The sequence below is a fragment of the Rhodococcus sp. NPDC057529 genome (assembly GCF_042802055.1).
Classification (GTDB): domain Bacteria; phylum Actinomycetota; class Actinomycetes; order Mycobacteriales; family Mycobacteriaceae; genus Rhodococcus_F.
Genome location: NZ_JBHVEY010000009.1, coordinates 35,424 through 57,953, shown reverse-complemented (window position 1 = coordinate 57,953; position 22,530 = coordinate 35,424). Strand labels below are relative to the sequence as shown.

General features: G+C 69.8%; 19 protein-coding genes and 1 pseudogene. 5 read left to right on the top strand and 15 right to left on the bottom strand.

Annotated elements, in window-relative coordinates:
- Positions 1–22 precede the first annotated feature (22 nt).
- The 8 genes from ligA to ACFU5V_RS18970 form a co-directional block, all read right to left on the bottom strand.
- Positions 23–2,113, bottom strand: a complete 2,091-nt coding sequence (gene ligA / locus ACFU5V_RS19005; protein WP_378436352.1) for an NAD-dependent DNA ligase LigA — start codon at positions 2,111–2,113, stop codon at positions 23–25.
- Positions 2,114–2,154: 41 nt separating this feature from the next.
- The gene (locus ACFU5V_RS19000; RefSeq protein ID WP_378701211.1) at positions 2,155–3,177 is read right to left on the bottom strand and encodes a methionine synthase; all 1,023 of its coding nucleotides are present in this window, start codon (positions 3,175–3,177) and stop codon (positions 2,155–2,157) included.
- Entirely contained in the window at positions 3,174–4,268 is a 1,095-nt protein-coding gene (mnmA, locus tag ACFU5V_RS18995; RefSeq protein ID WP_378436348.1) for a tRNA 2-thiouridine(34) synthase MnmA, read from the bottom strand. The genes ACFU5V_RS19000 and mnmA overlap by 4 nt, the downstream gene beginning before the upstream one ends.
- Entirely contained in the window at positions 4,268–5,488 is a 1,221-nt protein-coding gene (locus ACFU5V_RS18990; RefSeq protein WP_378436346.1) for a cysteine desulfurase family protein, read from the bottom strand. Before ACFU5V_RS18990 ends, mnmA begins: the two co-directional genes overlap by 1 nt.
- 17 nt (positions 5,489–5,505) lie before the next feature.
- On the bottom strand, positions 5,506–6,447 hold the full coding sequence (locus tag ACFU5V_RS18985) for a lysophospholipid acyltransferase family protein (protein ID WP_378701209.1): 942 nt from the start codon (positions 6,445–6,447) through the stop codon (positions 5,506–5,508).
- A complete protein-coding gene (locus ACFU5V_RS18980) occupies positions 6,444–7,277 on the bottom strand; it encodes a GNAT family N-acetyltransferase (protein WP_378436342.1) in 834 nt (277 codons plus the stop codon). The genes ACFU5V_RS18985 and ACFU5V_RS18980 overlap by 4 nt, the downstream gene beginning before the upstream one ends.
- 135 nt (positions 7,278–7,412) lie before the next feature.
- A complete protein-coding gene (locus ACFU5V_RS18975) occupies positions 7,413–8,369 on the bottom strand; it encodes an electron transfer flavoprotein subunit alpha/FixB family protein (RefSeq protein ID WP_124392728.1) in 957 nt (318 codons plus the stop codon).
- 46 nt (positions 8,370–8,415) lie between these two features.
- Entirely contained in the window at positions 8,416–9,216 is an 801-nt protein-coding gene (locus tag ACFU5V_RS18970; RefSeq protein WP_378701207.1) for an electron transfer flavoprotein subunit beta/FixA family protein, read from the bottom strand.
- A 241-nt stretch (positions 9,217–9,457) separates the two neighbouring features.
- On the opposite strand from ACFU5V_RS18970, the gene ACFU5V_RS18965 reads away from it, so the two are divergent.
- Genes ACFU5V_RS18965 through ACFU5V_RS18955 form a run of 3 tightly spaced genes read left to right on the top strand, consistent with a single transcriptional unit; the run spans position 9,458 to position 13,070 of the window.
- Positions 9,458–10,237 carry a class I SAM-dependent methyltransferase gene (locus ACFU5V_RS18965; protein WP_378701205.1) on the top strand — a complete coding sequence of 260 codons (780 nt, stop codon included), beginning with the start codon at positions 9,458–9,460 and terminating at the stop codon, positions 10,235–10,237.
- A complete protein-coding gene (locus ACFU5V_RS18960; protein ID WP_378701203.1) occupies positions 10,234–11,829 on the top strand; it encodes a 1,4-alpha-glucan branching protein domain-containing protein in 1,596 nt (531 codons plus the stop codon). Before ACFU5V_RS18965 ends, ACFU5V_RS18960 begins: the two co-directional genes overlap by 4 nt.
- Positions 11,826–13,070, top strand: a complete 1,245-nt coding sequence (locus tag ACFU5V_RS18955; protein WP_378701201.1) for a glycosyltransferase family 4 protein — start codon at positions 11,826–11,828, stop codon at positions 13,068–13,070. Before ACFU5V_RS18960 ends, ACFU5V_RS18955 begins: the two co-directional genes overlap by 4 nt.
- A gap of 55 nt (positions 13,071–13,125) precedes the next feature.
- Here the strand turns inward: ACFU5V_RS18955 and ACFU5V_RS18950 are convergent, their stop codons facing one another.
- Both ACFU5V_RS18950 and ACFU5V_RS18945 read right to left on the bottom strand, forming a co-directional pair.
- Positions 13,126–13,383, bottom strand: a complete 258-nt coding sequence (locus ACFU5V_RS18950) for a DUF3253 domain-containing protein (protein ID WP_378701199.1) — start codon at positions 13,381–13,383, stop codon at positions 13,126–13,128.
- 25 nt (positions 13,384–13,408) lie between these two features.
- On the bottom strand, positions 13,409–14,152 hold the full coding sequence (locus ACFU5V_RS18945; RefSeq protein WP_378442403.1) for an acyltransferase: 744 nt from the start codon (positions 14,150–14,152) through the stop codon (positions 13,409–13,411).
- Positions 14,153–14,365: 213 nt separating this feature from the next.
- Here ACFU5V_RS18945 and ACFU5V_RS18940 point away from each other — a divergent pair, with 213 nt between their 5' ends.
- Positions 14,366–15,673: a PQQ-binding-like beta-propeller repeat protein gene (locus ACFU5V_RS18940; RefSeq protein WP_378701197.1), complete on the top strand. Its 1,308-nt coding sequence runs from the start codon at positions 14,366–14,368 to the stop codon at positions 15,671–15,673.
- A 39-nt stretch (positions 15,674–15,712) separates the two neighbouring features.
- Here the strand turns inward: ACFU5V_RS18940 and ACFU5V_RS18935 are convergent, their stop codons facing one another.
- The 5 genes from ACFU5V_RS18935 to ACFU5V_RS18915 form a co-directional block, all read right to left on the bottom strand.
- Positions 15,713–16,870 carry a class I SAM-dependent methyltransferase gene (locus ACFU5V_RS18935; protein ID WP_378701195.1) on the bottom strand — a complete coding sequence of 386 codons (1,158 nt, stop codon included), beginning with the start codon at positions 16,868–16,870 and terminating at the stop codon, positions 15,713–15,715.
- Between the two features lies 1 nt (position 16,871).
- Entirely contained in the window at positions 16,872–17,843 is a 972-nt protein-coding gene (locus tag ACFU5V_RS18930) for a class I SAM-dependent methyltransferase (RefSeq protein WP_378430526.1), read from the bottom strand.
- Between the two features lie 55 nt (positions 17,844–17,898).
- The gene (locus ACFU5V_RS18925; RefSeq protein ID WP_378701193.1) at positions 17,899–18,678 is read right to left on the bottom strand and encodes an enoyl-CoA hydratase/isomerase family protein; all 780 of its coding nucleotides are present in this window, start codon (positions 18,676–18,678) and stop codon (positions 17,899–17,901) included.
- A gap of 57 nt (positions 18,679–18,735) precedes the next feature.
- A complete protein-coding gene (locus tag ACFU5V_RS18920) occupies positions 18,736–19,578 on the bottom strand; it encodes an NUDIX hydrolase (protein WP_378701191.1) in 843 nt (280 codons plus the stop codon).
- 76 nt (positions 19,579–19,654) lie between these two features.
- A complete protein-coding gene (locus tag ACFU5V_RS18915; RefSeq protein ID WP_378701189.1) occupies positions 19,655–20,479 on the bottom strand; it encodes an ABC transporter ATP-binding protein in 825 nt (274 codons plus the stop codon).
- Between the two features lie 83 nt (positions 20,480–20,562).
- Between ACFU5V_RS18915 and glgX the strand changes: the two are divergent.
- A pseudogene (gene glgX / locus ACFU5V_RS18910) lies at positions 20,563–22,530 on the top strand (glycogen debranching protein GlgX); the annotation flags it as partial.

Below are 22,530 nucleotides of genomic sequence, written 5' to 3'. Positions count from 1 at the left end.
AAACTCGAGCGTGAGGTTCCCGTCACACTCCGGAATCCGCGACGGCGTCCGGTCCGCCCTCCAGCAGTCGGCGGAAGCCGTCCTCGTCGAGGACCGGCACACCGAGTTCGACGGCCTTGTCGTGCTTCGACCCCGGGGATTCGCCGGCCACCACGAACGCCGTCTTCTTCGACACCGAACCCGCGGCCTTGCCGCCCCGGACGAGGATCGCCTCCTTCGCCTGGTCGCGGGAGAACGTCTCGAGCGAACCCGTGACGACGATCGACAGGCCCTCGAGGTTGCGCGGAATCGATTCGTCGCGTTCGTCTTCCATGCGCACACCGGCCGCCGACCACTTGTCGACGATCTGCCGGTGCCAGTCGACGCCGAACCATTCGGCGACGGCCGCGGCGATGGTGCCGCCGACCCCGTCGACCGCCGCGAGTTCCTCGACGGAGCTTTCCCGGATCCGGTCGAGCGACCCGAACTCGCCCGCGAGCGCCCGCGCCGCCGTCGGACCGACGTGGCGGATGGACAGGGCGACCAGCACCCGCCACAGCGGCTTGTCCTTGGCGGAATCGAGATTGTCGAGCAGCCTGCGGCCGTTGGCCGACAGCCCGCCTGCCTTGGTCCGGAACAGCGCCGTCTTCAGCAGGTCGTCTTCGGTGAGCGAGAACAGGTCGCCTTCGTCGCCGATCGCCTTCGCTTCGAGCAGGCTCGTCGCGGCCTCGTAGCCGAGCACCTCGATGTCGAACGCACCGCGGCCCGCGACGTGGAATACGCGTTCCCGGAGTTGCGCGGGGCAGTACTGCTGGTTGGGGCAGCGGATGTCCGCGTCGCCCTCCTTGGCGGGAGCGAGCGGCGTGTCGCACTCCGGGCAGTTCGCCGGCATCACGAACTCGTATTCGTCGCCGGTCCTGGCGTCGACCACGGGCCCGAGGACCTCGGGAATCACGTCGCCGGCCTTGCGCAGCACCACCGTGTCACCGATCAGCACGCCCTTGCGTTTGACCTCGGAGCCGTTGTGCAGGGTGGCGAGGGAGACGGTCGATCCGGCGACGGTGACCGGTTCCATGTATGCGAACGGGGTGACCCGGCCGGTGCGGCCGACGTTGACCCGGATGTCGAGGAGCTTGGTGGTGGCCTCCTCCGGCGGGTACTTGTACGCGATCGCCCAGCGCGGCGCCCGCGACGTGGACCCCAATCGGCGTTGCAGCGACGTCTCGTCGACCTTGACCACCAGGCCGTCGATCTCGTGCTCCACGTCGTGCCGATGCTCGCCCCAGTACTGCACGCGGTCCACGACGGCGTCCGCGCCGGTGACCCGGACGGTGTGGGTCGACACGGGCAGGCCCCACGCCGCCAGCGCCGTGTACGCGTCGTACTGGGAGGCGGGCTCGAATCCTTCGCTCCGGCCGAGGCCGTGGCAGATCATGCCGAGGCGCCTGCGGGCCGTGACGGCCGGATTCTTCTGCCGCAGCGACCCGGCCGCGGAGTTCCGGGGATTCGCGAACGGCGCTTTGCCCTCCTCGACGAGCGCCGCGTTGAGCGCCGCGAAGTCCTCGAGCCGGAAGAACACCTCGCCCCGCACCTCGAGGAGCGCCGGAACCGGGTATTCGTCTGTGCCGGTGAGCTTTTCCGGGATGTCGTCGATGGTCCGGGCGTTGAGCGTCACTTCCTCGCCGGTCCGGCCGTCGCCGCGGGTGGCGGCGCGGACCAGTCTGCCGTTCTCGTACACCAGGTTCAGCGCGACTCCGTCGATCTTCACCTCGCACAGGTAGTGCAGGTCGGGGCCGGTCTCCTGCTCCACCCGGCTGATCCAGGTGCGCAGTTCGTCGGTCGCGAAGACGTTGTCGAGGCTCAGCATCCGCTCGAGGTGATCGGCGGAGGCGAAGTCGGTGGCGAATCCGCCGCCGACGAGCTGGGTCGGCGAATCCGGCGTCCGCAGGTCGGGGTACTGGTTCTCGAGGTCGTTCAGCTCGCCCAGCAGCACGTCGAACTCTCCGTCGGAGATGATGGGCGCGTCGCGGACGTAGTAGCGGAACTGGTGCTGCCGCACTTCCTCGGCCAGCTCGTTCCAGTGCTCCCGGACGTGTCCGGGGGCCGGTGTCGGGGCTTCGGTCGATTCACTCACCATCGAAGATTAACCGGTCCGGCCGACACCGAACGCCGGACTCAGAGCGATTCGGGGTCGTCGGTGAACGCGCTGCTCACCTCGGCACAGAACTTCAGCGCGTCGCGGCTCCAGGACGCGTCGGCGCCCGCGAGTCCGCAGGCCGGTGTCACGGCGACCTGGGTCCGCAGAGTCGTGCGCGGAAATCCGAGCCGGTCGATCAGCGTCACCGCAGGTCGGGCCAGGTCGCGCCAGGTGGCGGGCGCGGCGGGGGCGGCGGTCGGGATCAGCCCCAGCACCAACTCCTTGCCCGCGTCGAGCAACTCGCCGATGCCGTCCAGGTCCGACGGCGCCAGCTGCGACACGTCCAGCCCGACTGCGCGCGCACTGCTGCGCCGCAGCAGGTCGGTGGGCAGATCCGCGGAGCAGCAGTGCACCATGGTCACTCCGCCGGACCCGGCGAGGGCAGCCTCGAGCACGGCGAGGGCCTCCGGTTCCGGCATCGCCCGCACGGTCTCGAGCCTCGACCGACCGGACAGCGTGCCCGCCAGCACCGCGGGCAGTCGTGGCTCGTCGAACTGGATCAGCACCTGAACACCGAGACGCCGGGTGACCTCCGCGGCGTGCCGCGCGAGCCCTTCACCCAGCGATTCGGCGAAGTCGCGCACCGCACCGGGGTCGGTGAGCACGCGCCTTCCGGTGCCGAGTTCCACCTCGGCCGCCAGCGTGAGAGGACCCACCGACTGCACCTTCAGCACGTGATCGGCCCCGACGAGCCCCGCACTCTCCCACGCTTCCTCGAGCGCGTCGAGGTCCTGGTTCAGGAGGTCGGTCGCCCGTTTGGCGACCGAGCCGCGACGCTGCACCACACGGTAGGCGGACGTGGACACGTCCAATTGCAGGTCCACGAGCAGGGCGCTGGCGCGGCCGATCATGTCGGCGCCGAGCCCGCGGGCCGGCAACTCCACCAGGTGCGGAAGCCTGCCGAGTTCGCCGAGGACGACGGTGGCGGCTTCGCGCGGATCCGTTCCGGGCCACGAACCGACGCCGGTGACGGCACCGGCCAGCGAGATATCCTGCGTCACTGCGTGTTCGGACGCGCGTCGGTACCCGAGATGGTTCCGCTGCCCAGCACGATGTCGCCTGCCGGGTCGGTCCGGTACAAAACGACGGCCTGCCCCTTCGCGACACCGGTCAGCGGTTCGCGCAGCGAGATGCGGATACCGCCGTCGACGGCTTCCGCCACGGCCTCGGCGAGTCCGCCGTGCGCGCGTACCTGCACGGTGCATTCGACCGGTCCCGCCGGGGCGCTTCCGGACGTCCACACGGCGCGGTCCGCGGTGATCGCGTGCACCTCGAGGTTGCGTGCCGAACCGACACGGACGGTGCCGGTTTCGGGTTCGATCGACGTCACGTACCGCGGCTGTCCGTCGGCCGCGGGCCCCTGGACGCCGAGCCCCTTTCGCTGGCCGATCGTGAACCCGTGCACGCCTTCGTGTTCCGCGAGCACCTCACCCGAATCGGCGTCGACCACGCTGCCCGGGCGGACACCGATGTGGGCGCCGAGGAACGCCCGGGTGTCACCGGACGGGATGAAGCAGATGTCGTGACTGTCGGGCTTGTTCGCCACCGCGAGGCCGCGTTCGGCGGCCTCCTCCCGGATCCGGTCCTTCGGGGTGTCGCCCACGGGGAACATCGCCCGCGACAGCTGCTCGGCCGTCAACACACCGAGCACGTACGACTGGTCCTTGTCCGCGTCGACGGCCCGGCGCAGCACACCGTTGTCGAGCTGCGCGTAGTGGCCGGTGGCCACCGCGTCGAACCCGAGGGCGATCGCGCGGTCCGCGAGCGCCGCGAACTTGATCTTCTCGTTGCACCGCAGGCACGGGTTGGGGGTCTCCCCCGCCGCATAGGACGCCACGAAGTCGTCGATCACGTCTTCCTTGAAGCGGTCGGCGAAATCCCAGACGTAGAACGGGATTCCGAGCACGTCCGCGGCGCGCCGGGCATCACCGGCGTCCTCCTTGGAGCAGCAGCCCCGGGAGCCGGTGCGCAGCGTGCCCGGCTCGGCGGACAGTGCGAGGTGCACGCCCACCACGTCGTGTCCGGCAGCGACTGCCCGTGCCGCCGCCACGGCGGAATCGACGCCGCCGCTCATGGCCGCCAGTACTCGCATCAACGATTCCCTCCACGCGCTCCGACACCGGCGAGCCCGGCGGCGCGGGCCCGCTCCACAACTTGCGGCAGTGCCGCGATGACTGCATCCACGTCCGCGACCGTCGACGTGTGCCCGAACGAGAAGCGCAACGACCCGCGCGCGGTCGCGGCCTCCACGCCCATCGCGGTCAGGACGTGGCTCGGGCGGGCGACACCGGCGGTGCACGCCGAACCGGTCGAACACTCGATCCCGGCGGCGTCGAGCAGCATCAGCAGCGAATCACCCTCGCAGCCGGGGAACGTGAAGTGGGCGTTGCCCGGCAGACGCGCACTGCCCACCGGACCGTTCAGCACGGCGTCCGGGACGATCTCGCCGACGCGGTCGATGAGCCGGTCGCGCAGGACGGACAGTTCCGCGGCGCGGGAGTCGAGGTTCGCGGTCGCGTCGCGCAGCGCCGCCGCCATGCCGACGACGCCGGCGGTGTCCGGGGTGCCCGAACGCAAGTCGCGTTCGTGTCCCCCGCCGTGCAGCAGCGGCACACACGGCACCTGCCGTCCCAGCAGGAGCGCACCGACGCCCTGCGGTCCGCCGACCTTGTGCGCGGCGATGCTCAGCGCGGACAGCCCGCTGGCAGCGAAGTCCACGGGAACGTGGGTGACGGCCTGGACGGCGTCGCTGTGCATGGGCACGTCGAACTCGGCCGCCACCGCGGCGAGTTCGGCGATCGGCATGATCGTGCCGACCTCGTTGTTGGCCCACATGATCGTGACCAGCGCGGTCTCGTCCGCGTGGACGGCGAGTTCGTCGCGCAGCGCCTGGGGCGACACCCGGCCCAGTTCGTCGACGGGCAGCCACGTGACGTGTGCGCCCTCGTGCTTCTCGAGCCACTCCACCGCGTCGAGCACCGCATGATGCTCGACGGCACTGGCCAAGATCCGCACCCGTCCCGGGTCGGCGTCACGCCGTGCCCAGAAGATGCCCTTGACCGCGAGGTTGTCGCTCTCGGTGCCACCGGAGGTGAAGATGACCTCGGACGGCCTGGCGCCGAGGTCGGCGGCGATGGACTCGCGGGCCTCCTCGATGCGACGGCGGGCGGCGCGCCCGGAACCGTGCAGCGAGGACGCATTGCCCACGGTACTGAAGATGTCGGTCATCGCCCGGACGGCCGCCGGCACCATGGGAGTGGTGGCTGCGTGGTCCAGGTAGACGGGGTGATCGGCACTGCGGGCAGAGGTCATGACGTGACCAGGATAGCTCAGGCGACGAGACGCTCCGCCGCCTCGATGCCCGCAGCCGCCGTCCCGACCGCACCCTGCAGCGGATCGACGATGTCGTGCGCTGCGAGATCGATCCGTTGGTCGCCTCGCGCGGCGCGTTCGCATCGGACCGCCAGATCGCGGCGGCACTCCCCCGGATACTCGATCGGCGCCAGTCGGACCTCGGCGTTGACGCCCTTCTGGCGGATGATGCGCCGGATCGACCGGCCGATCGTCTCCTCGCCGACGAAGCACGGCCCGGTCGTCAGTTCCCCGCCCCGGCCGGTGTATCGCAGCGAGATCGGCTGGACCGGGCACTCCGCGTCGATCGCCGCCTGGAACAGCGCGGGCCGGAATCCGCCGTACGCCCGTCCACACCACGTGGTGCCTTCCGGGAACGCGACGACGCGTTCGCCGTCGCGGAGCCTGCCCGCCGTCGTCGCCACCGTGCCCGGGAGCGCCCGCAGGCTCTGCCGTTCGATCGGGACGACCCGCATCCGCCGGGCGAGCGAGCCCAGAATCGGCCAGTCCAGCAGATCGCCGCGGGCGACGAAGTTCGCCGGTGCCAGCGCGCTGAGCACCAGCACGTCGGTCCACGACACGTGGCCGGCCACCACCAGAAGTCCGCCGGCGTGTCTGCGCTTTCCGCGGTGATCGACCACGACGAGGCGAATTCCCACGCAGCGCAGCAGAACCGCCGCGTACCGACGCTGCAGACCCGTCCGCCACGACCGCGGCAGCAACCACCCCGCGGTCAGGAGCGGCGCCGTCGCCAGCGCCGACACCACGAGGCACCACCGGACTACCACGGTCGGGATCGACACGGCGTTCGCCTCCGCCGGCAGGCATCCCGCGCCGCACGGACTCGACGGCATCCACGAATGCACGGGCACTGCAGCCGTCTCCGGCACCGCGGCCGTCTCCGGCACGGCGGCGCTCATGCCTGCGCTCCCGCCTCGAAAGTGGCCGAAGCCGAACGCAGGCGGTCGAGGTAGCGCTCGTTCGCGTTGTGCAGTCCCTGCAGGGCGACGAAGTCGGCGACTCCGAATTCCGGGTCGTGCGCGGGTTCGCCGCACACCGTGGCGCCGAGGCGGAGATATCCCCGGAGCAGCGGCGGCAGAACCGGGCGGGCGGGCGGGTCGATCTCGTCGAGCGACCGCCCGTCGACGCGCACCGGGTTCCGGGGCACCACCCGGGAGGCCGGGTCGCTGCCGTACTTGCGGAGCAGCAGATCACGCACGCCACGGACATTGGAACCGGCCACCGCGTCCGGGTGCTCCCGCATCGGCACGGAGACGCAGCCCATGACCCATTCGTATCCTGTCAACTGCAGGTAGTGGAGGATCCCCGCCCACATCAGGCTCAGGACCGAACCGGAACGGTGATCGGGGTCGACGCAGGCCCGGCCCATCTCGACGATGCGGTTGCCGACGGGGTCGAGTGCCGAGATGTCGAATTCGGTGGCGGTGTAATAGCCGCCGGCCTGGGCGGCGGCGTCGGGCGGGAGCATGCGGTAGCACCCGACGAACTCGCCGGTCGCCTCGTGCCGGACGAGGAGGTGGTCGCAGAAGTCGTCGAACCGGTCGGCGTCGAGGGCGTCGGCGTGCGCGGGGACGGCGAAACCGGGTTCCGAGGCGAACACGCGGTACCGCAACCGCTGAGCGGCCACACGATGTTCGCGGTCGGACGAGACGACCAGGGAGTATCGGGGCGGGGTTACAACAGAATCGGCGGTCTCACTCGGTGCGCGGAGAACTGACGAAGTTGTCATGGCGCAGGTTTACCGAGCAGGGGCGGCGCGGGGGCGTCGCCCGGGTGTCGTGTCGATGCAGCCCGGATGAACGACGGAAGATACGACGGCGGCCCCGCTCCCGGTAAAGGGAACGGGGCCGCCGTCGGGGGAAGATCAGCCCTTGTGCGCCTTGACGGCCTCGGTGAGCTGCGGAGCGACGTTGAACAGGTCGCCGACGATGCCGAAGTCCGCGATCTCGAAGATCGGGGCTTCCTCGTCCTTGTTCACGGCGACGATGGTCTTCGACGTCTGCATACCGGCGCGGTGCTGGATGGCACCGGAGATGCCGAGCGCGATGTACAGCTGCGGGGAGACCGTCTTACCGGTCTGACCGACCTGGAACTGGCCCGGGTAGTAGCCCGAGTCGACCGCGGCACGCGAGGCACCGACAGCGGCACCGAGCGAATCGGCGAGTTCCTCGACGACGGTGAACTTGTCGGCGCTGCCGACACCGCGACCACCGGAGACGACGACGGTCGCCTCGGTGAGTTCGGGGCGGTCGCCACCGACGATCGGATCACGCGAGGTGATCTTGACGGCACCCTCGTCCTGGGCCGGAACCTCGACGGAAACCTTCTCGCCTGCACCGGCTTCGGGCTTCGCCTCGATGGCGCCCGGGCGGACCGAGATGACCGGGACGTCGCCGTTGGCCTTCGCGTCGACGGTGAACGCGCCACCGAAGATGGAGTGCACGGCACTGCCGTCGGACTTCACGTCGACGACGTCGACGAGCAGGCCGGAGCCGATGCGGGCAGCAAGACGTCCGGAGACCTCCTTGCCCTCGACGCTGGCGGCGGTGATGACCGCGGCCGGGGCGGCCGACTCGACGAGCGAGGCGAGCACGTCGACCTTCGGCGTGACCAGGTAGCCCTCGATGTCGTCCGACTCGGCGACGTAGATCTTGGCCGCGCCTGCGGCGGCGAGGCCCTCGGCCAGCTTGTCGGCGGTCCCGGCGGGACCGGTGACCACTGCGGCCGGCTCACCGAGCGCGCGAGCGGCGGTGATGAGTTCGGTGCTGACCTTCTTCAGTGCACCCTCTGCGTGCTCGACGAGCACCAGTACTTCTGCCATGTCTAACTCTCCCTGTATGTGTCTGCTGGTCTGTAGAGGGGCGCGATCAGATGATCTTCTGGCCCACGAGGTAGGCAGCGATCTTGCTGCCGCCGTCGCCCTCGTCGACGATGCGCTCACCAGCGGTACGCGGGGGCTTGGGGGTGGAGGCGGTGACGGTGGTGCCCGCGTTGGCGACACCGACGGTCTCCGGGTCGACACCGAGGTCGGCCAGCGAGTAGACGAGAACTTCCTTCTTCTTCGCGGCCATGATGCCCTTGAAGGAGGGGAAGCGGGGCTCGTTGATCTTCTCGGTGACGCTGACGATGGCCGGCAGGCTCGCCTCGAGGCCGAAGACGCCCTCGTCGGTCTCGCGCTCACCGGTGACGGTGCCGTCGGCGACGGTGAGCTTGCGCAGCTGCGTGAGCTGCGGGATGCCCAGGTACTCGGCGATGATGGCCGGAACGGCGCCGACGCGGCCGTCGGTGGCCTCGTTGCCGGCGATGATCAGGTCGGCGGGCTCTTCGTTCTCGAACGTGATCTGCCCGAGCGCCGCGGCCAGGGTCCACGCGGTCTGCACCGCGTCGGAGCCGTGCAGGGCCGGGTCGTTGATGTGCACTGCCTTGTCGGCACCCATGGACAGGGCCTTGCGGATGGCGTCGGTGGCGCGGTCCGGACCTGCGGAGAGGACGGTCACCTCGCCGCCCTGGGCCTCCTTGATCAGAAGCGCTTCTTCGACGGCGCGCTCGTTGATCTCGTCGAGCACTGCATCGGCGGCCTCGCGGTCAAGCGTGTAGTCGCCGTCGGTCAGCTTGCGCTCGGACCACGTGTCGGGGACCTGCTTGATCAAAACAACGATGTTCGTCATGGGTCTTCGTCGACCTCCTGTGTGTTCTTGCGTGGTTATCGTGAGTCGCTCCGCGCGGGCCGAGCTCTCGTCTTCGATATTTCGTCGCACGACTGCTCTGCGACAGATTACCCCACGCTAAGTTACCCGTTGGTAACTTGCGCGAAAGTCTCGTTCACCATAACGGCCGAAACCGCATTTCACCGCTGTGATGTAGACCACCTGGACGAGCGACCTTGCCGGGGGCACTAACCTCGCAGCGGTGAGCGAATCATTTGTCGGCGACCGCGAGGACGCACCACTGCCCCTCACGGGCGAGCGGACCGTGCCCGGTATCCCCGAGGAGAACTACTGGTTCCGGCGGCACGAGGTCGTCTACCGCGACCTACTCCCCCGCTGCGCGGAACGCCGGGTACTCGAGGCCGGATCCGGAGAAGGCTACGGCGCCAACATGATTGCCGATGTGGCACAGAGCGTCACCGGACTCGACTACGACATCTCCGCCGTCGAACACGTCCGCGTGCGGTACCCCCGGGTCGAGATGCTGCACGGCAACCTCGCCGAGCTTCCCCTCGGCGACGAGTCCGTCGACACCGTCGTCAATTTCCAGGTGATCGAACACCTGTGGGACCAAGCACAATTCCTGCGCGAATGCTTCCGGGTGCTGACCCCCGGAGGGGAGCTGCTCGTCAGTACCCCCAACCGCATCACGTTCTCGCCGGGCCGCGACACGCCGCTGAATCCCTTCCACACCCGCGAACTCGACGCGGCCGAGCTGACCGAACTACTCGAGGAGGCCGGATTCACCGTCGCCCTCATGACCGGCGTGCACCACGGCACGCGACTGAAGGCCCTCGACGCGAAGCACGGCGGCTCGTTCATCGGCGCGCAGATCGACCGCGCTCTCGCCGGCGAACCGTGGCCCGAGGAACTGACCCGCGACGTCGAGGGCATCACCGTCGACGATTTCGCACTGCACGAGGGCGACATCGACGACAGCCTCGACCTGGTGGCCATCGCGGTGAAGGATCCTGTTCGGTGACCGAATCCGACAACCGCACCGGAGCCGGCGACGCGACGGAACCCGGCATGTTCTGCCTGGTCCTGCATTCCCACCTGCCCTGGCTCGCCCACCACGGCCGCTGGCCCGTCGGCGAGGAATGGCTGTACCAGTCGTGGGCGGCGTCGTACCTCCCCCTCACCGCGATGCTGCGGCGGCTGTCCGACGAGGGTCGCTCGCATCTGCTGACTCTCGGCATCACCCCCGTTCTCGCAGCTCAGCTCGATGACCCGCACTGCCTCGCCGGTATGCACCACTGGCTCGGGAACTGGCAGATCCGCGCGCACGAGGCGGCAGGCATGACCGACGACGCGCACCGTGAACTCGGTGCGCGCGAACACCGTGCCTCCGCCGCGGCGCTCGCCGACTTCGAGGTGCGCTGGCGCCACGGCGGCTCGCCGGTGCTGCGCGATCTCCTCGACCGCGAGGCGTTCGAACTGCTCGGCGGTCCGCTCGCTCACCCGTTCCAGCCGCTGCTCGATCCGCGGTTGCGGTCGTTCTCCCTCCGCGAAGGGCTCGCCGACGCCGCCGCCCGGTGGAATTGCACGCCGACAGGTATCTGGGGGCCCGAATGCGGGTACACCCCCGGCATGGAGACCGGATACGCCGAGGCCGGCGTCACGCATTTCATGGTCGACGGTCCCGCCCTGCGCGGCGACACCTCCCTCGGCCGGCCGGTCCGGGAGTCGGACGTGGTCGCGTTCGGGCGCGATCTGCAGGTCAGCTACCGGGTGTGGTCGCCGAAATCGGGCTACCCCGGCCACGGCGCGTACCGCGACTTCCATACCTACGACCACGCCACCGGACTCAAACCGGCCCGGGTCACCGGCCGCACGGTCGACTCGGCCGACAAGGCGCCGTACGACCCCGCCCTCGCGTCGGCGGCCGTCGACCGGCACGTGGCCGACTTCGTCGCCACCATCCGCAAACGGCTGCGCGACGAGTCCGGCCGGATCGGCCGGCCCGCACTGGTCGTCGCCGCGTTCGACACGGAACTGTTCGGGCACTGGTGGCACGAGGGCCCCGAGTGGCTGGAGAAGGTGCTGCGCGCGCTGCCCGAGGCCGGGATCCGGGTCGGCACCCTCGACGACGCCCGGCAGCAGGGCTATGTCGGCGAACCCGTCCAGCTCGAGAACTCGTCGTGGGGATCCGGTAAGGACTGGCGGGTGTGGGCCGGCGATCAGGTCGCGGACCTGGTGCAACTCAACTCGGAGGTGGTCGGGACCGCCCTCGACACCGTCGACAAGACCCACGACGCCGACGCCGCACCCGGACGTCCCGCGCTGCGGAACCGCGTGAACGATCAGCTGCTGCGCGAGGCCCTGATGACGGTGTCGAGCGACTGGGCATTCATGGTCAGCAAGGATTCGGCGGCCGGATACGCCCGCGACCGGGCACACAAGCACGCGCACGCCACCCGGGAGATCGCCGCCGCCGTGTCGGCGGGCAAGGATACGGCCGCGGCCAGGCTCGCACACGGATGGAACCGCGCCGACAACCTGTTCCCCGGGCTCGACGCGCGTCGTCTGCCCGCCACGGACCGGATGGCGGGCACCGAGGGAGGGGCGTCGTGAAGATCCTGATCGTGTCGTGGGAGTACCCACCCGTCGTGGTCGGCGGTCTCGGCCGCCACGTCCACCACCTGGCCACCGAACTCGCCGCCGCCGGACACGAAGTGGTGGTGCTGTCGCGGCGGCCGTCGGGCACCGATGCGTCGACCCATCCCACCGTCACCCACATCGAGGACGGCGTCCTGGTGGTCGCCGTCGCCGAAGACCCCGCGCACTTCGTGTTCGGCGAAGACATGCTGGCGTGGACGCTCGCGATGGGTCACGCGATGGTGCGGGCCGGCGTCGCCCTGCACAAGCCGGGTGTCGGGGAGGGCTGGCAACCGGACGTGGTGCACGCACACGACTGGCTGGTGGCGCACCCGGCCATCGCGCTGGCCGAATTCTACGACGTCCCTTTGGTTTCCACGCTCCACGCCACCGAGGCCGGGCGGCACAGCGGCTGGGTGTCGGGGCGGATCAACCGGCAGGTGCATTCGGTCGAATGGTGGCTGGCCAACGAATCCGACGCCCTCATCACGTGTTCCGCGTCGATGCAGGACGAAGTGACCACCCTCTACGGGCCGCAGCTCCCGCCGATCACGGTGATCCGCAACGGAATCGACCTCACCACGTGGAATTTCCGCGAGCGCGCGCCACGGTCCGGACCGCCGAAACTACTGTTCGTCGGCCGCCTCGAATACGAGAAGGGCGTGCAGGACGCCATCGCCGCGCTCCCCCGCATCCGCCGCAGCCACCCCGGCACGACGCTGTCCATCGCCGGGGAAGGCACCCAGTTCACCTGGCTCTACCAGCAGGCCCGCACCCACCGCGTCGCCCGCGCCGTGCACTTCCTCGGCAACCTCGACCACGTCGAACTACTCGGGTGGCTGCACGGCGCCGACGCCATCGTCCTGCCCAGCCGGTACGAGCCGTTCGGCATCATCGCGCTCGAGGCCGCCGCCTCCGGAACCCCGCTCGTCGCGTCCACCGCGGGCGGTCTCGGTGAAGCGGTCGTCGACGGCGAAACCGGCATGTCGTTCCAGCCGGGCGACGTGACCGGACTCACGTCCGCGGTCCGGGAGGTCCTCGACGACCCGGCAGGGGCGCAACAGCGTGCAGTCGCCGCCCGCGACCGCCTCACCGCCGATTTCGACTGGCACAAGGTGGCCGAGGAGACCGTCCACGTCTACGCGGGCGCCAAACGTCGCGTGCGGCATCCGCTGGCGCGGCCGGAGATTCCCGAGCGCCCCCTACCCGGCCGCTGACCGGTGCGAATGTACCGTTCGGCGCCTTCTGTGCGCCGAACGGTACATTCGCCGCTCAGTTCGTGCGGGCCCACCGGATCCGGATCGGACCCCGAGCCGATTCCGGATCCACCAAATCCCCCTTCTGGGTGATCTCGACCACGCCGGCGTCGGCCAGACGCCTGGCGGCCTCCCGCACCGGATCCATGAGGGGTCGCCAGTCATCGGGGGCGACGGCGCGCGCGACGTCCGACGGGCAGATGCTCGCGGTGTCGGCCCGGGCGTCGAGAAGCGCCCGGATGCGGTCCTCGAGTTCGCCGTCCGACGCAGCCATGCTCCCGACTATGCCACCGCACCACTCAGTTCTCCTGCGCCGCCTTCTTCCGGGCGATGTCCTCGAGGGCCGCGATGTACTTCGCGCGTTCCGCCGCGCCCGCCTCCCACTCCGCCTTGCGGTTCTTCACAGGCTTGGCCGGCGACCCGACCGCGATGCTGAAGTCCGGGATGTCGCCCTTCACGACGGCGTGCGCGCCGAGAACGCAGCCGCGCCCGACGCGCGTGTTGCGCAAGACCGTCACCTTGGCCGCCACCCACGTGTCGGGACCGATGCGGACCGGGCCCTTCACGATGCCCTGGTCCTTGATCGGAACGTTCACGTCGTCCATGCGGTGGTCGAAGTCAGTGATGTAGCACCAGTCGGCCACGAGCGTCGACGCACCGATCTCGATGTCCAGGTACGTGTTGACGACGTTGTCCTTGCCGAACACCACCTTGTCCCCGATGCGCAGCGAACCCTCGTGGCACCGGATGGCGTTGCCATCGCCGATGTGGACCCACCGGCCGATCTCGAGCCGGGACAGGTCGGGGGTCGAATGGATCTCCACCCTCTTGCCGAGGAACACCATGCCGCGCAGGATCACGTGCGGGTTGGCGAGCTTGAATTTCGCGAGCCGGTAGTACCGCACCAGGTACCACGGCGTGTACGCCTTGTTCGCCAGCACCCACCGCAGCGAGGCGCGTGTCAGGAAGCGGGCCTGCTCACTGTCACTCCGCCGGGATCCTCGCCACCTCGTACGCAACGGTGCGCCCCACATGCTCGTCATAGCCTGTCAGCCTACGTTCACCGCCCGCACCCCCGTTCGGGTGCGTCCGGACTCCGGCACCACCCTCGGGGTGTGACGCTCGGCCCCGCCTCGGGGCGTGTGCTCGGCCCCGCCTCGGGGTCTGACGCTCGGCCCCGCCTCGGGGTCTGACGCTCGGCCCCGCCTCGGCGGGATAGTCTCTGGGCCGAGCGTTATCGAAGACGAGGAGATGTAATGCGGCGGGTCCTACGTTCGTCAGTACTGGCGCTGGCGACGATCTCGACTGTCGTCCTCAGCGGCTGCAGCAGCGGGCCGCAGGTCGACGACATCTTCTCGGCAGGCGGGTGGCCCGGCATGCACGCCGACGCCCGCAACAGCGACACCAGCCCCGTCACCGGTTCCCGCGACCTCTCCTTCGCCTGGTCGCGCCCGCTCGGCGGCCCGGTCGCGAATTACGCGTCCGTGGCGGCGAGCAGCCAGATCTTCGTCACCGCGCGCACCGAGAAGGGCTGCAACCTCTTCTCCTACCAGATGGACAGCGGCCGCAAACGGTGGTGCCGGCAACTCGCCCCCGGCGTCGTGGCGTCCACACCGGTCGTCGACGGCGCCGCCAACGTGTACGTCGGCGAGGACGGCGCCATCAACTCGTTCAACGAATACGGCCAGCTGCGTTGGCGCACACCGGTGGTCGGGACCCCGCTGTCCGCTCAGTTCACCGGCGACGGCAATCTCCTCTTCATCACCCAGCTCGGCCAGATCAATGTCGTGAACACGCAGAACGGCCAGAAGGTCGTGGCGCCGTACGATCTCGTCCCGCCGCCCTCCCTCGCCGACGGCGCGAACGTCGACATCCTCCCCGACGACAAGGGCCTGCGCGGCTGCTTCTTCGGCGCCCCCGACTGCCCGGTGGCGAACATGCCCGCCATCGACCTCGAGTCCGGCAAGTTCTACTTCACGCTCTTCGCGCCCGGCGCACCCCAGGCGGAACTCGTCGCGATGAAGTACTCCGGTGGCGACAACCCGGCGATCACCCAGGAATGGTCCAGCGACACTCTGCCGGGCGGCAGCGCGTCCAGCCCCGATCTGTCGGCGGACGGCTCCGTCGTCTACGCCAACGACAACTGGGGAACGATGTGGGCGATCGACTCGGCGACCGGTGATGCGAAGTGGAGCTACGACATCGGGTACGCCGCGGCAGGCAGCCCGTCGACGTCCGCGGACGGTCTGATCATCCCCGCGGGTGGTCCCGACGGCCACCTGCTGGCGCTGCAGGACATGGGCGATCACGCCGAACTCGTCTGGGAGCGGAAGGATCTGCTGCAGCTGGGTGTCCCGGCGCAGACGGCCGGGTCCACCGGGTACGCGGTGGTCCGCGACGGCACGGACGGACTGGCGATGCTCACGTTCGACACCGGAACCGGCGAAACCCTCGATCAGGACACGCTGCCCGGGGCGAAGGGGTTCACCGTCGGCACGTCCGTCGGCCCCAAGGGCGAAGTGCTCACGCCCACCCTGCTCGGGGAACTGTTCGTCCTCCGCTGACCCGTGAGTACTTCTCAACCGCGGGCGGTTGAGAAGTACTCACGGGCGCGCAGCGCAAATGAAGGCGGCACCGGACCGGCCGATCCGCGTGATCACCACACTGAGCGAACGGCTTCCACGCAGCTTCAGCTTGGGCCGCAGCACCGCGGGGTCGACGTCGACGCCGCGCACCAGGATTTCCGCCGCACCGCAATCGTGACGGGCCAGTTCCTGCCGCAGCGATTTCTCCGAATACTTCACCTGGTCGAGGATGCGGAAGCCCCGCACGCCGTCAGGAACGGAATCGCCGGTGAGATAGGCGATCCGGGGATCGAGCTGCCACAGCCCGTGCCGGGCGGCGTAGTGCCGCACCAGTCCCGCACGCACGACGGCGCCGTCCGGGTCGACGATCCATTCCCCCGGAGCGCGTTCGGGGATGTCGTCGTCCTCGGCGTCCGTGACCGTCCAGGCGGATCCGTCGGAGCCGAGCACACTCGCCCGCCGCGTGACACCGTCGCCGGACAGCCCCGGCGACCACAGGCAGGCCTCGCGCACACCGCCGTCGAGGGACACCACCTCCACCTCGCCGTCCCAGCCGAGCCGGTCGAAATCGAGTCCGGGGGCGCACTTCACGGCCAGATCGCGTCCGCGGTACGCATCGATCAGATCGGGCAGCGGCGGTTCCAGCGCGGCGGGATCGTGCGTGCGCCTGCCGCCGGACCGTCGCGCCGGATCCGCGAGGACGACGGTGCCGCGGGTGCACGGGACGAGCGCGTCGGCGCGCACCACCGTCGCGCCGGGAACGTTGTGCCGCGCCATCAGGAGCCGGACGGGGTCGAGGTCGCTGCCGATCACCGTCGCCGCCGTCCCGACCACCGCGTCGAGTTCCGCACCGATGGAACAGGTGACGTCGTGGACGTTCCGGTCCGTCAGCCGCGTCGCCCGGTGCGCGGCGACCGCACGCGGGGTCGCCTGTTGCAGTGCGTCGTCGGTGAAGAACCAGGTTTCGGTGCCGGGCAGTTTGGCGGCCGCCTTCCGCCGCAGCAGGACGGTCTCCACGAGCAACGCCACGCGCGCGCCGAAACGCGTACGCGCCCGGCCGATGTCGGCCAGGCGCGTCGACGCGGTCAGGGCGAGCGCGTCCACTTCCGCGAGAGCGTCTGCCCCGTCCGCACTCTGCAGGAACTCCACGTCCCCGGGAGTGAACGCATAGCCCAATTCAGTTGCCGGGCTTCACGCCGGTGATCATGACGTTGTAGAAGAAGCCCCGCGGCACCACGTGCCGGAGAAGCTTCTCGTCGACCCAGCTGAGCGTCTTCCATCCGGTGAACGCGAAACGTCCCCAGCCCCAGCCCAGCTTCTCCGGGGGCACCGCGGCCTCGAACGTGCGGACCGGCCAGCCGAGCAGAGCGGCGGCGAATTCCTCGGTGGCCGCGTGCACCTGGTCGGCGCCTGCCGATTTCGCGATCTTCTCGAGGTCGCTCGGATCGAACGTGTGGAGGTCGACGACGGCCTCGAGCGCGGCGGCGCGGGAGGACTCGTCCAGTTCCGCCTGCGGGCGACGCCAGTCGGCGAGGAACGGCAGCTTGGTGATCCGGGTGGTGGCCTCCCACGTCGCGCGGCCGAGCCAGCGGGCGTAGAAGTTCCCGATCGTGGTCGGCTCGCCGGCGAACACGAAGCGTCCGCCCGGCTTGAGGACGCGCAGAACCTCGCGCAGCGACTGCTCGACGTCCGGGATGTGGTGCAGGACCGCATGTCCCACGACGAGGTCGAACGTGTCGTCCTCGTACGGGATGGTCTCGGCGTCGGCGACGCGGCCGTCGACGGACAAACCGAGGCCCTCGGCGTTGCGGAGCGCGACCTTCACCATACCGGGCGACAGGTCCGTGACCGAACCGGTCTTCGCGACCCCGCCCTGCATCAGGTTGAGGAGGAAGAATCCGGTGCCGCAGCCCAGTTCGAGCGCCCGCTCGTAGGGCAGCGGCTGATCGCCCGCGACGGCGTCGAAACGTCCGCGCGCGTAGTCGATGCACCGCTCGTCGTACGAGATCGACCACTTCTCGTCGTACGTCTCGGCTTCCCAGTCGTGGTAGAGCACCTGGGCCAGTTTGGTGTCCTTCAGCGCAGCCTCGACCTCTTCGGCGGTGGCGTGCGGATGAGGAGCTGGGTCGTCATGGGCGCTTGCAGTCATGCGGCAAATCCTACTCGCTGGTAAGAGTGAACAGGTTCTAGTTTCGGGCTTCAGACTACTCGCCCGTGAACTGAGCCTTACCCGGGCCGTTCTCGATGAACGATTCCATCCCGATCTTCCGGTCCCGGGTGGCGAACAGCGCGGTGAACAGCTGACGCTCCACCGCCAGGCCCGTGCCCAGGTCGACGTCCAGCCCGCGGTCGACGGCAGCCTTGGCCGCGGCCAGTGCGCGGCCTGCGCCCTTCGTGAACTGCGATGCCCAGGTGCGCGCCGCCTCGTACACGTCGTCCGGTGCCACGACCTCGTCGACCAGGCCGATCGCCAGCGCCTCCTCGGCGTCGACGAACCGGCCGGTGAACAGCAGATCCTTGGCCTTGGACGGTCCGATCAGCCGGGCGAGGCGCTGGGTGCCGCCGCCTCCGGGGATGATGCCGAGCAGGATCTCCGGCACGCCGAGCTTGGCGTTGTCTCCCACGATGCGCCGATCCGCAGACAGCGCGACCTCCAGGCCGCCGCCGAGCGCGTACCCCGTGATGGCGGCGACGGTCGGCTTCGGGATCTCGGAGACCGCCGCGAGGTCGGCCTGCAGGTCGCCGATCACGTCGGACATCTGCCCGAACTCCATCTCGGACATTTCCTTCACGTCCGCGCCCGCAGCGAAGACCTTCTCGCCGCCGTAGACGATGACGGCCTTCACGTCGGAGTCGACGGTCGCCGCCCGCGCCGCGGCCCGCAACTCCTGCTGAACCTGACGGTTCAGCGCGTTCATCGGGGGGCGCGCGAGCCGGATCGTGCCGATGCCTTCGGATACCTCGAGGGTGACAAACTCAGCCATGAGGCAAAAGGCTACTTGTCTGCCTCCGACCCGGTTTCGCGGCCCGTCCCGTCGCGATCAGCCGCGCGACGCCCACGGATGCGGACCGGCTTCGTAGTAGCCGTCCTGTCCCGGGAACTCGACGCGAAGCTGCTCCTCGCCGGTGATCAGCGTCGGCAGGATCACCGGGATCTCCGGCTCCGCGGCCAGCACGTCCGCGACCGAGCCGAACGCGCTGAGCGCCGTGAGCTGACTCCACGTCGGAGGCAGCAGGATGCTTCCGCCGCCCTGCCAGTGCGCGAGCGCCGCGGCCGGACTCTGCCACTGCACCTCCTCGGCCTCGGATGTCGCGCCGTCCGCGATCTGGCCCTGCGGCGCGGCGGCCACGAAGAACCTCGTGTCGTAGCGGCGGCCCTCACCGACCGGGGTGATCCAGTTGGCCCAGGGCCGCAGCAGATCGGCCCGCAGGACGAGGTTCTCGCGTTTCAGGAAGTCGCTGAACGACAGTTCGCGCGACTCGAGCTGCGTACGGGCCTGCGCGTACCGCGACGTGTCCGCCACGACCGTGTCCGCGCTCGGTCCCGCGAGGAGCACGCCGCACTCCTCGAACGTCTCGCGCACCGCCGCGCACACGAGCGCCTTCGCGCGCGCCGCGTCGGTGGAGAACCGCCCGGCCCACCAGTCGACGGACGGGCCCGCCCAGTCGACCTCGGCCTCGGCGTCGGACGGATCGACGCCGCCGCCGGGGAACACCGTCATGCCGCCGGCGAACGCCATCCCCTTCACGCGCCGGAGGAGGAACACCTCGATGCCGGACGCCGCGGCACCTGCCGCGGCGTCACGGATGAGAATGACGGTGGACGCGTCCTTGGGCGCCACGTCGGTACTGTCGCGGGGCGTCTGCTCTTGCTTCGAGACCATGCCTCGGAACCTACGCCGCCGGGTGACGCGCGTCGCAGTCGGTCCCCTGCGCGGGTCGCGCCGACCAGTCCGGTCCTCAGCCTCTCCGGTGCGCGCCGGGGGCGCGGGTCCGCCGCGCGAAGAACCGGCCGTCCACCTTGTCCAGGCTGATGGACTGGCTGAACGCCTCGCTGAGGTTCTCGGCCGTGATGACCTGGTCCAGGAGACCCTGCGAGACCACCTCCCCCTCCTTGAGGAGCATGGCGTGGGTGAATCCCGGCGGGATCTCCTCGACGTGGTGGGTGATGAGGACCGTCGCGGGGGCGTCGGGGTCGGCGGCGAGGTCGGTGAGACGCGCGACGAGTTCCTCGCGCCCACCGAGGTCGAGCCCGGCGGCGGGCTCGTCGAGCAGCAGCAGTTCCGGGTCGGTCATCAGCGCACGGGCGATGAGGACGCGCTTGCGCTCACCCTCGGACAGCGTGCCGTAGGTCCGCTTGGCGAGATGTTCGGCGCCGAGGCTCTCGAGCATCTCGACGGCACGGTCGGTGTCCATGTCGTCGTAGCGCTCACGCCACCGCCCGAGCACCGCGTAGCCGGCGGAGACGACGAGATCGCTCACGACCTCCTCGGACGGCACCCGGTTCGCGAGGGCCGAGGAGGACAGTCCGATCCGCGGCCGCAGTTCGTTGATGTCGACGCGGCCGAGCCGCTCACCGAGGAGGTAGGCGCTTCCGCTCGTGGGATGCAGTTCGGCGGCCGCGATGCGGAGCAACGACGTCTTCCCTGCCCCGTTCGGCCCGAGGACGACCCATCGTTCGTCGAGTTCCACCTTCCAGGTGACCGGGCCCACCAGAGTGTTGCCCCCGCGGCGGAGGAGAACGTCGTCGAATTCGATGAGGAGATCAGGATCAGGTTCATGCACGGACCCATCTTCCCGCACATCTTCCGGGCATTCACGGCAGGATCAGTTGCGTGTCGCCTCACATCGATCCGTACCCCGGCGAGATGTCGTCCCTCCCGCCGAGTCTGCGGCTGCCCGGGTCGCCGTTTCCCCTGGGAGCGAAAGTGCGTGGCACCGGAACGCAGTTCGCCGTCCACGCCCCCGACGCCGAACTGGTACAGGTGTGCCTGATTTCGGAGGGGGGCGACGAGACCCGGATCGACCTGGTCCAGCGGACGTACGGCATCTGGCACGGCGTCGTCGAGGGTGTCGGTGCGGGGCAGCGCTACGGCTACCGCGCGCACGGTCGCTGGGATCCCGCGTGCGGCATTCGCCTCAACCCCGCCAAACTACTGCTGGATCCGTGGGCCACACGCATCACCGGCGAACTCGGCGACCACGAGGCGCTGCTCTCCCACGACGGCGACCCGTTCGGCGGCCCGTCGCGCATCGACAGCCTCGGCCACACACCACTGTCGGTGGTGACGGCCGACCACGCCCGCACGAGCGGACCGCGGATCGAAAGGCCGTGGGAGGAAACCGTTGTCTACGAACTCCACGTGGGGTCGTTCACCGCACGGCACCCCGACGTGCCGCCGCGGTACCGCGGAACGTATCTGGGTCTCGCCGAACCGGCCGTCGTCGGTCATCTCGTGCGCCTCGGCGTGACCGCGGTCGAACTGCTCCCGGTGCAGGCATACGTCTCCGAGGCCACCGTCCGCTCGCGGGGCATGCGCAATCACTGGGGATACTCCACCGCAGCGTTCTTCGCCCCCCACCCGGGGTACGCGGTGGTGCCCGGCGAGGAGATCGCCGAGTTCCACACCATGGTCGACGCGCTCCACGCCGCGGGGATCGAGGTCGTTCTGGACGTGGTCTACAACCACACCTGCGAACAGAGCGTCGACGGCATCAGCCTCAGCTGGCGCGGCCTCGACGCTTCCGGCTACTACCTCCTCGACGCCGAGGGCCGCGACATCGATCTCACCGGTTGCGGGAACACCGTCGACGCGCAGTCGCCCGTCGTCGTCCGGATGATCGGTGACAGCCTGCGTTACTGGGCGCACGAGATGGGTGTCGACGGTTTCCGGTTCGACCTCGCGTCCGCGCTCGGCCGGCCCGGCGGCGGCCGATTCGATTCCCGCGCTTCGATCTTCTCCGCGATCACCGCGGATCCCGTTCTCTCGCGCTGCAAACTGATCGCCGAACCGTGGGACGCCACACCCGACGGATACCGGGTCGGGCATTTCGGCTCGCAGTGGTCCGAGTGGAACGACAAGTACCGCAACACCGTTCGGCGGTTCTGGAACGGCGGCACCGGGGTGCGCGAACTCGCCTCCCGGGTGGCGGGCTCGGAGGACGTCTTCGGCACCCGGCGCCCCTGGGCGTCCGTCAATTTCGTCACGGCCCACGACGGGTTCACCGCCGCGGACCTCGTGTCGTACACGCGCAAACGCAACGAAGCCAACGGCGAGGACAATCGGGACGGCGCCGATTTCAACGACTCCGTCGACCACGGCGTCGAAGGCCCCACCGACGACCCGGCGGTCACCGAGGCGCGATCCCGGCACGTCCGCGCCCTGCTGGCCACCCTCGCGCTGTCCACCGGCACACCGATGTTCACCGCCGGCGACGAATTCGGTCACACCCTGGGCGGCAACAATAACGCGTACTGCGTTCCCGACGGCACTCCGCGCGAAGATTCCTGGCCCCTCGACTGGAGCGCCGGGGATCCGGCGCTCGTCGCGTTCGTCACCCGCGCCCTCGATCTCCGGCGCGCCTCCCCCGCCCTGCGTCAGCCGGAATTCTTCGAGGGCAGGCGCACACCCACCGGCCATCCCGACCTCGTGTGGTTCGGCGCGGACGGCGCCGAGATGGACGATTCGGCGTGGCACGACGACTCCCGGCGCACCCTGCAGGCGTGGATCGACGGTTCCGACATCCGCTCCCACACCGAGGACGGGCACCAGCTCACCGACGACAGCTGGCTTCTCGTCTTCCACTCGGGCGGGCCTGCCGCGATCACCCTGAGG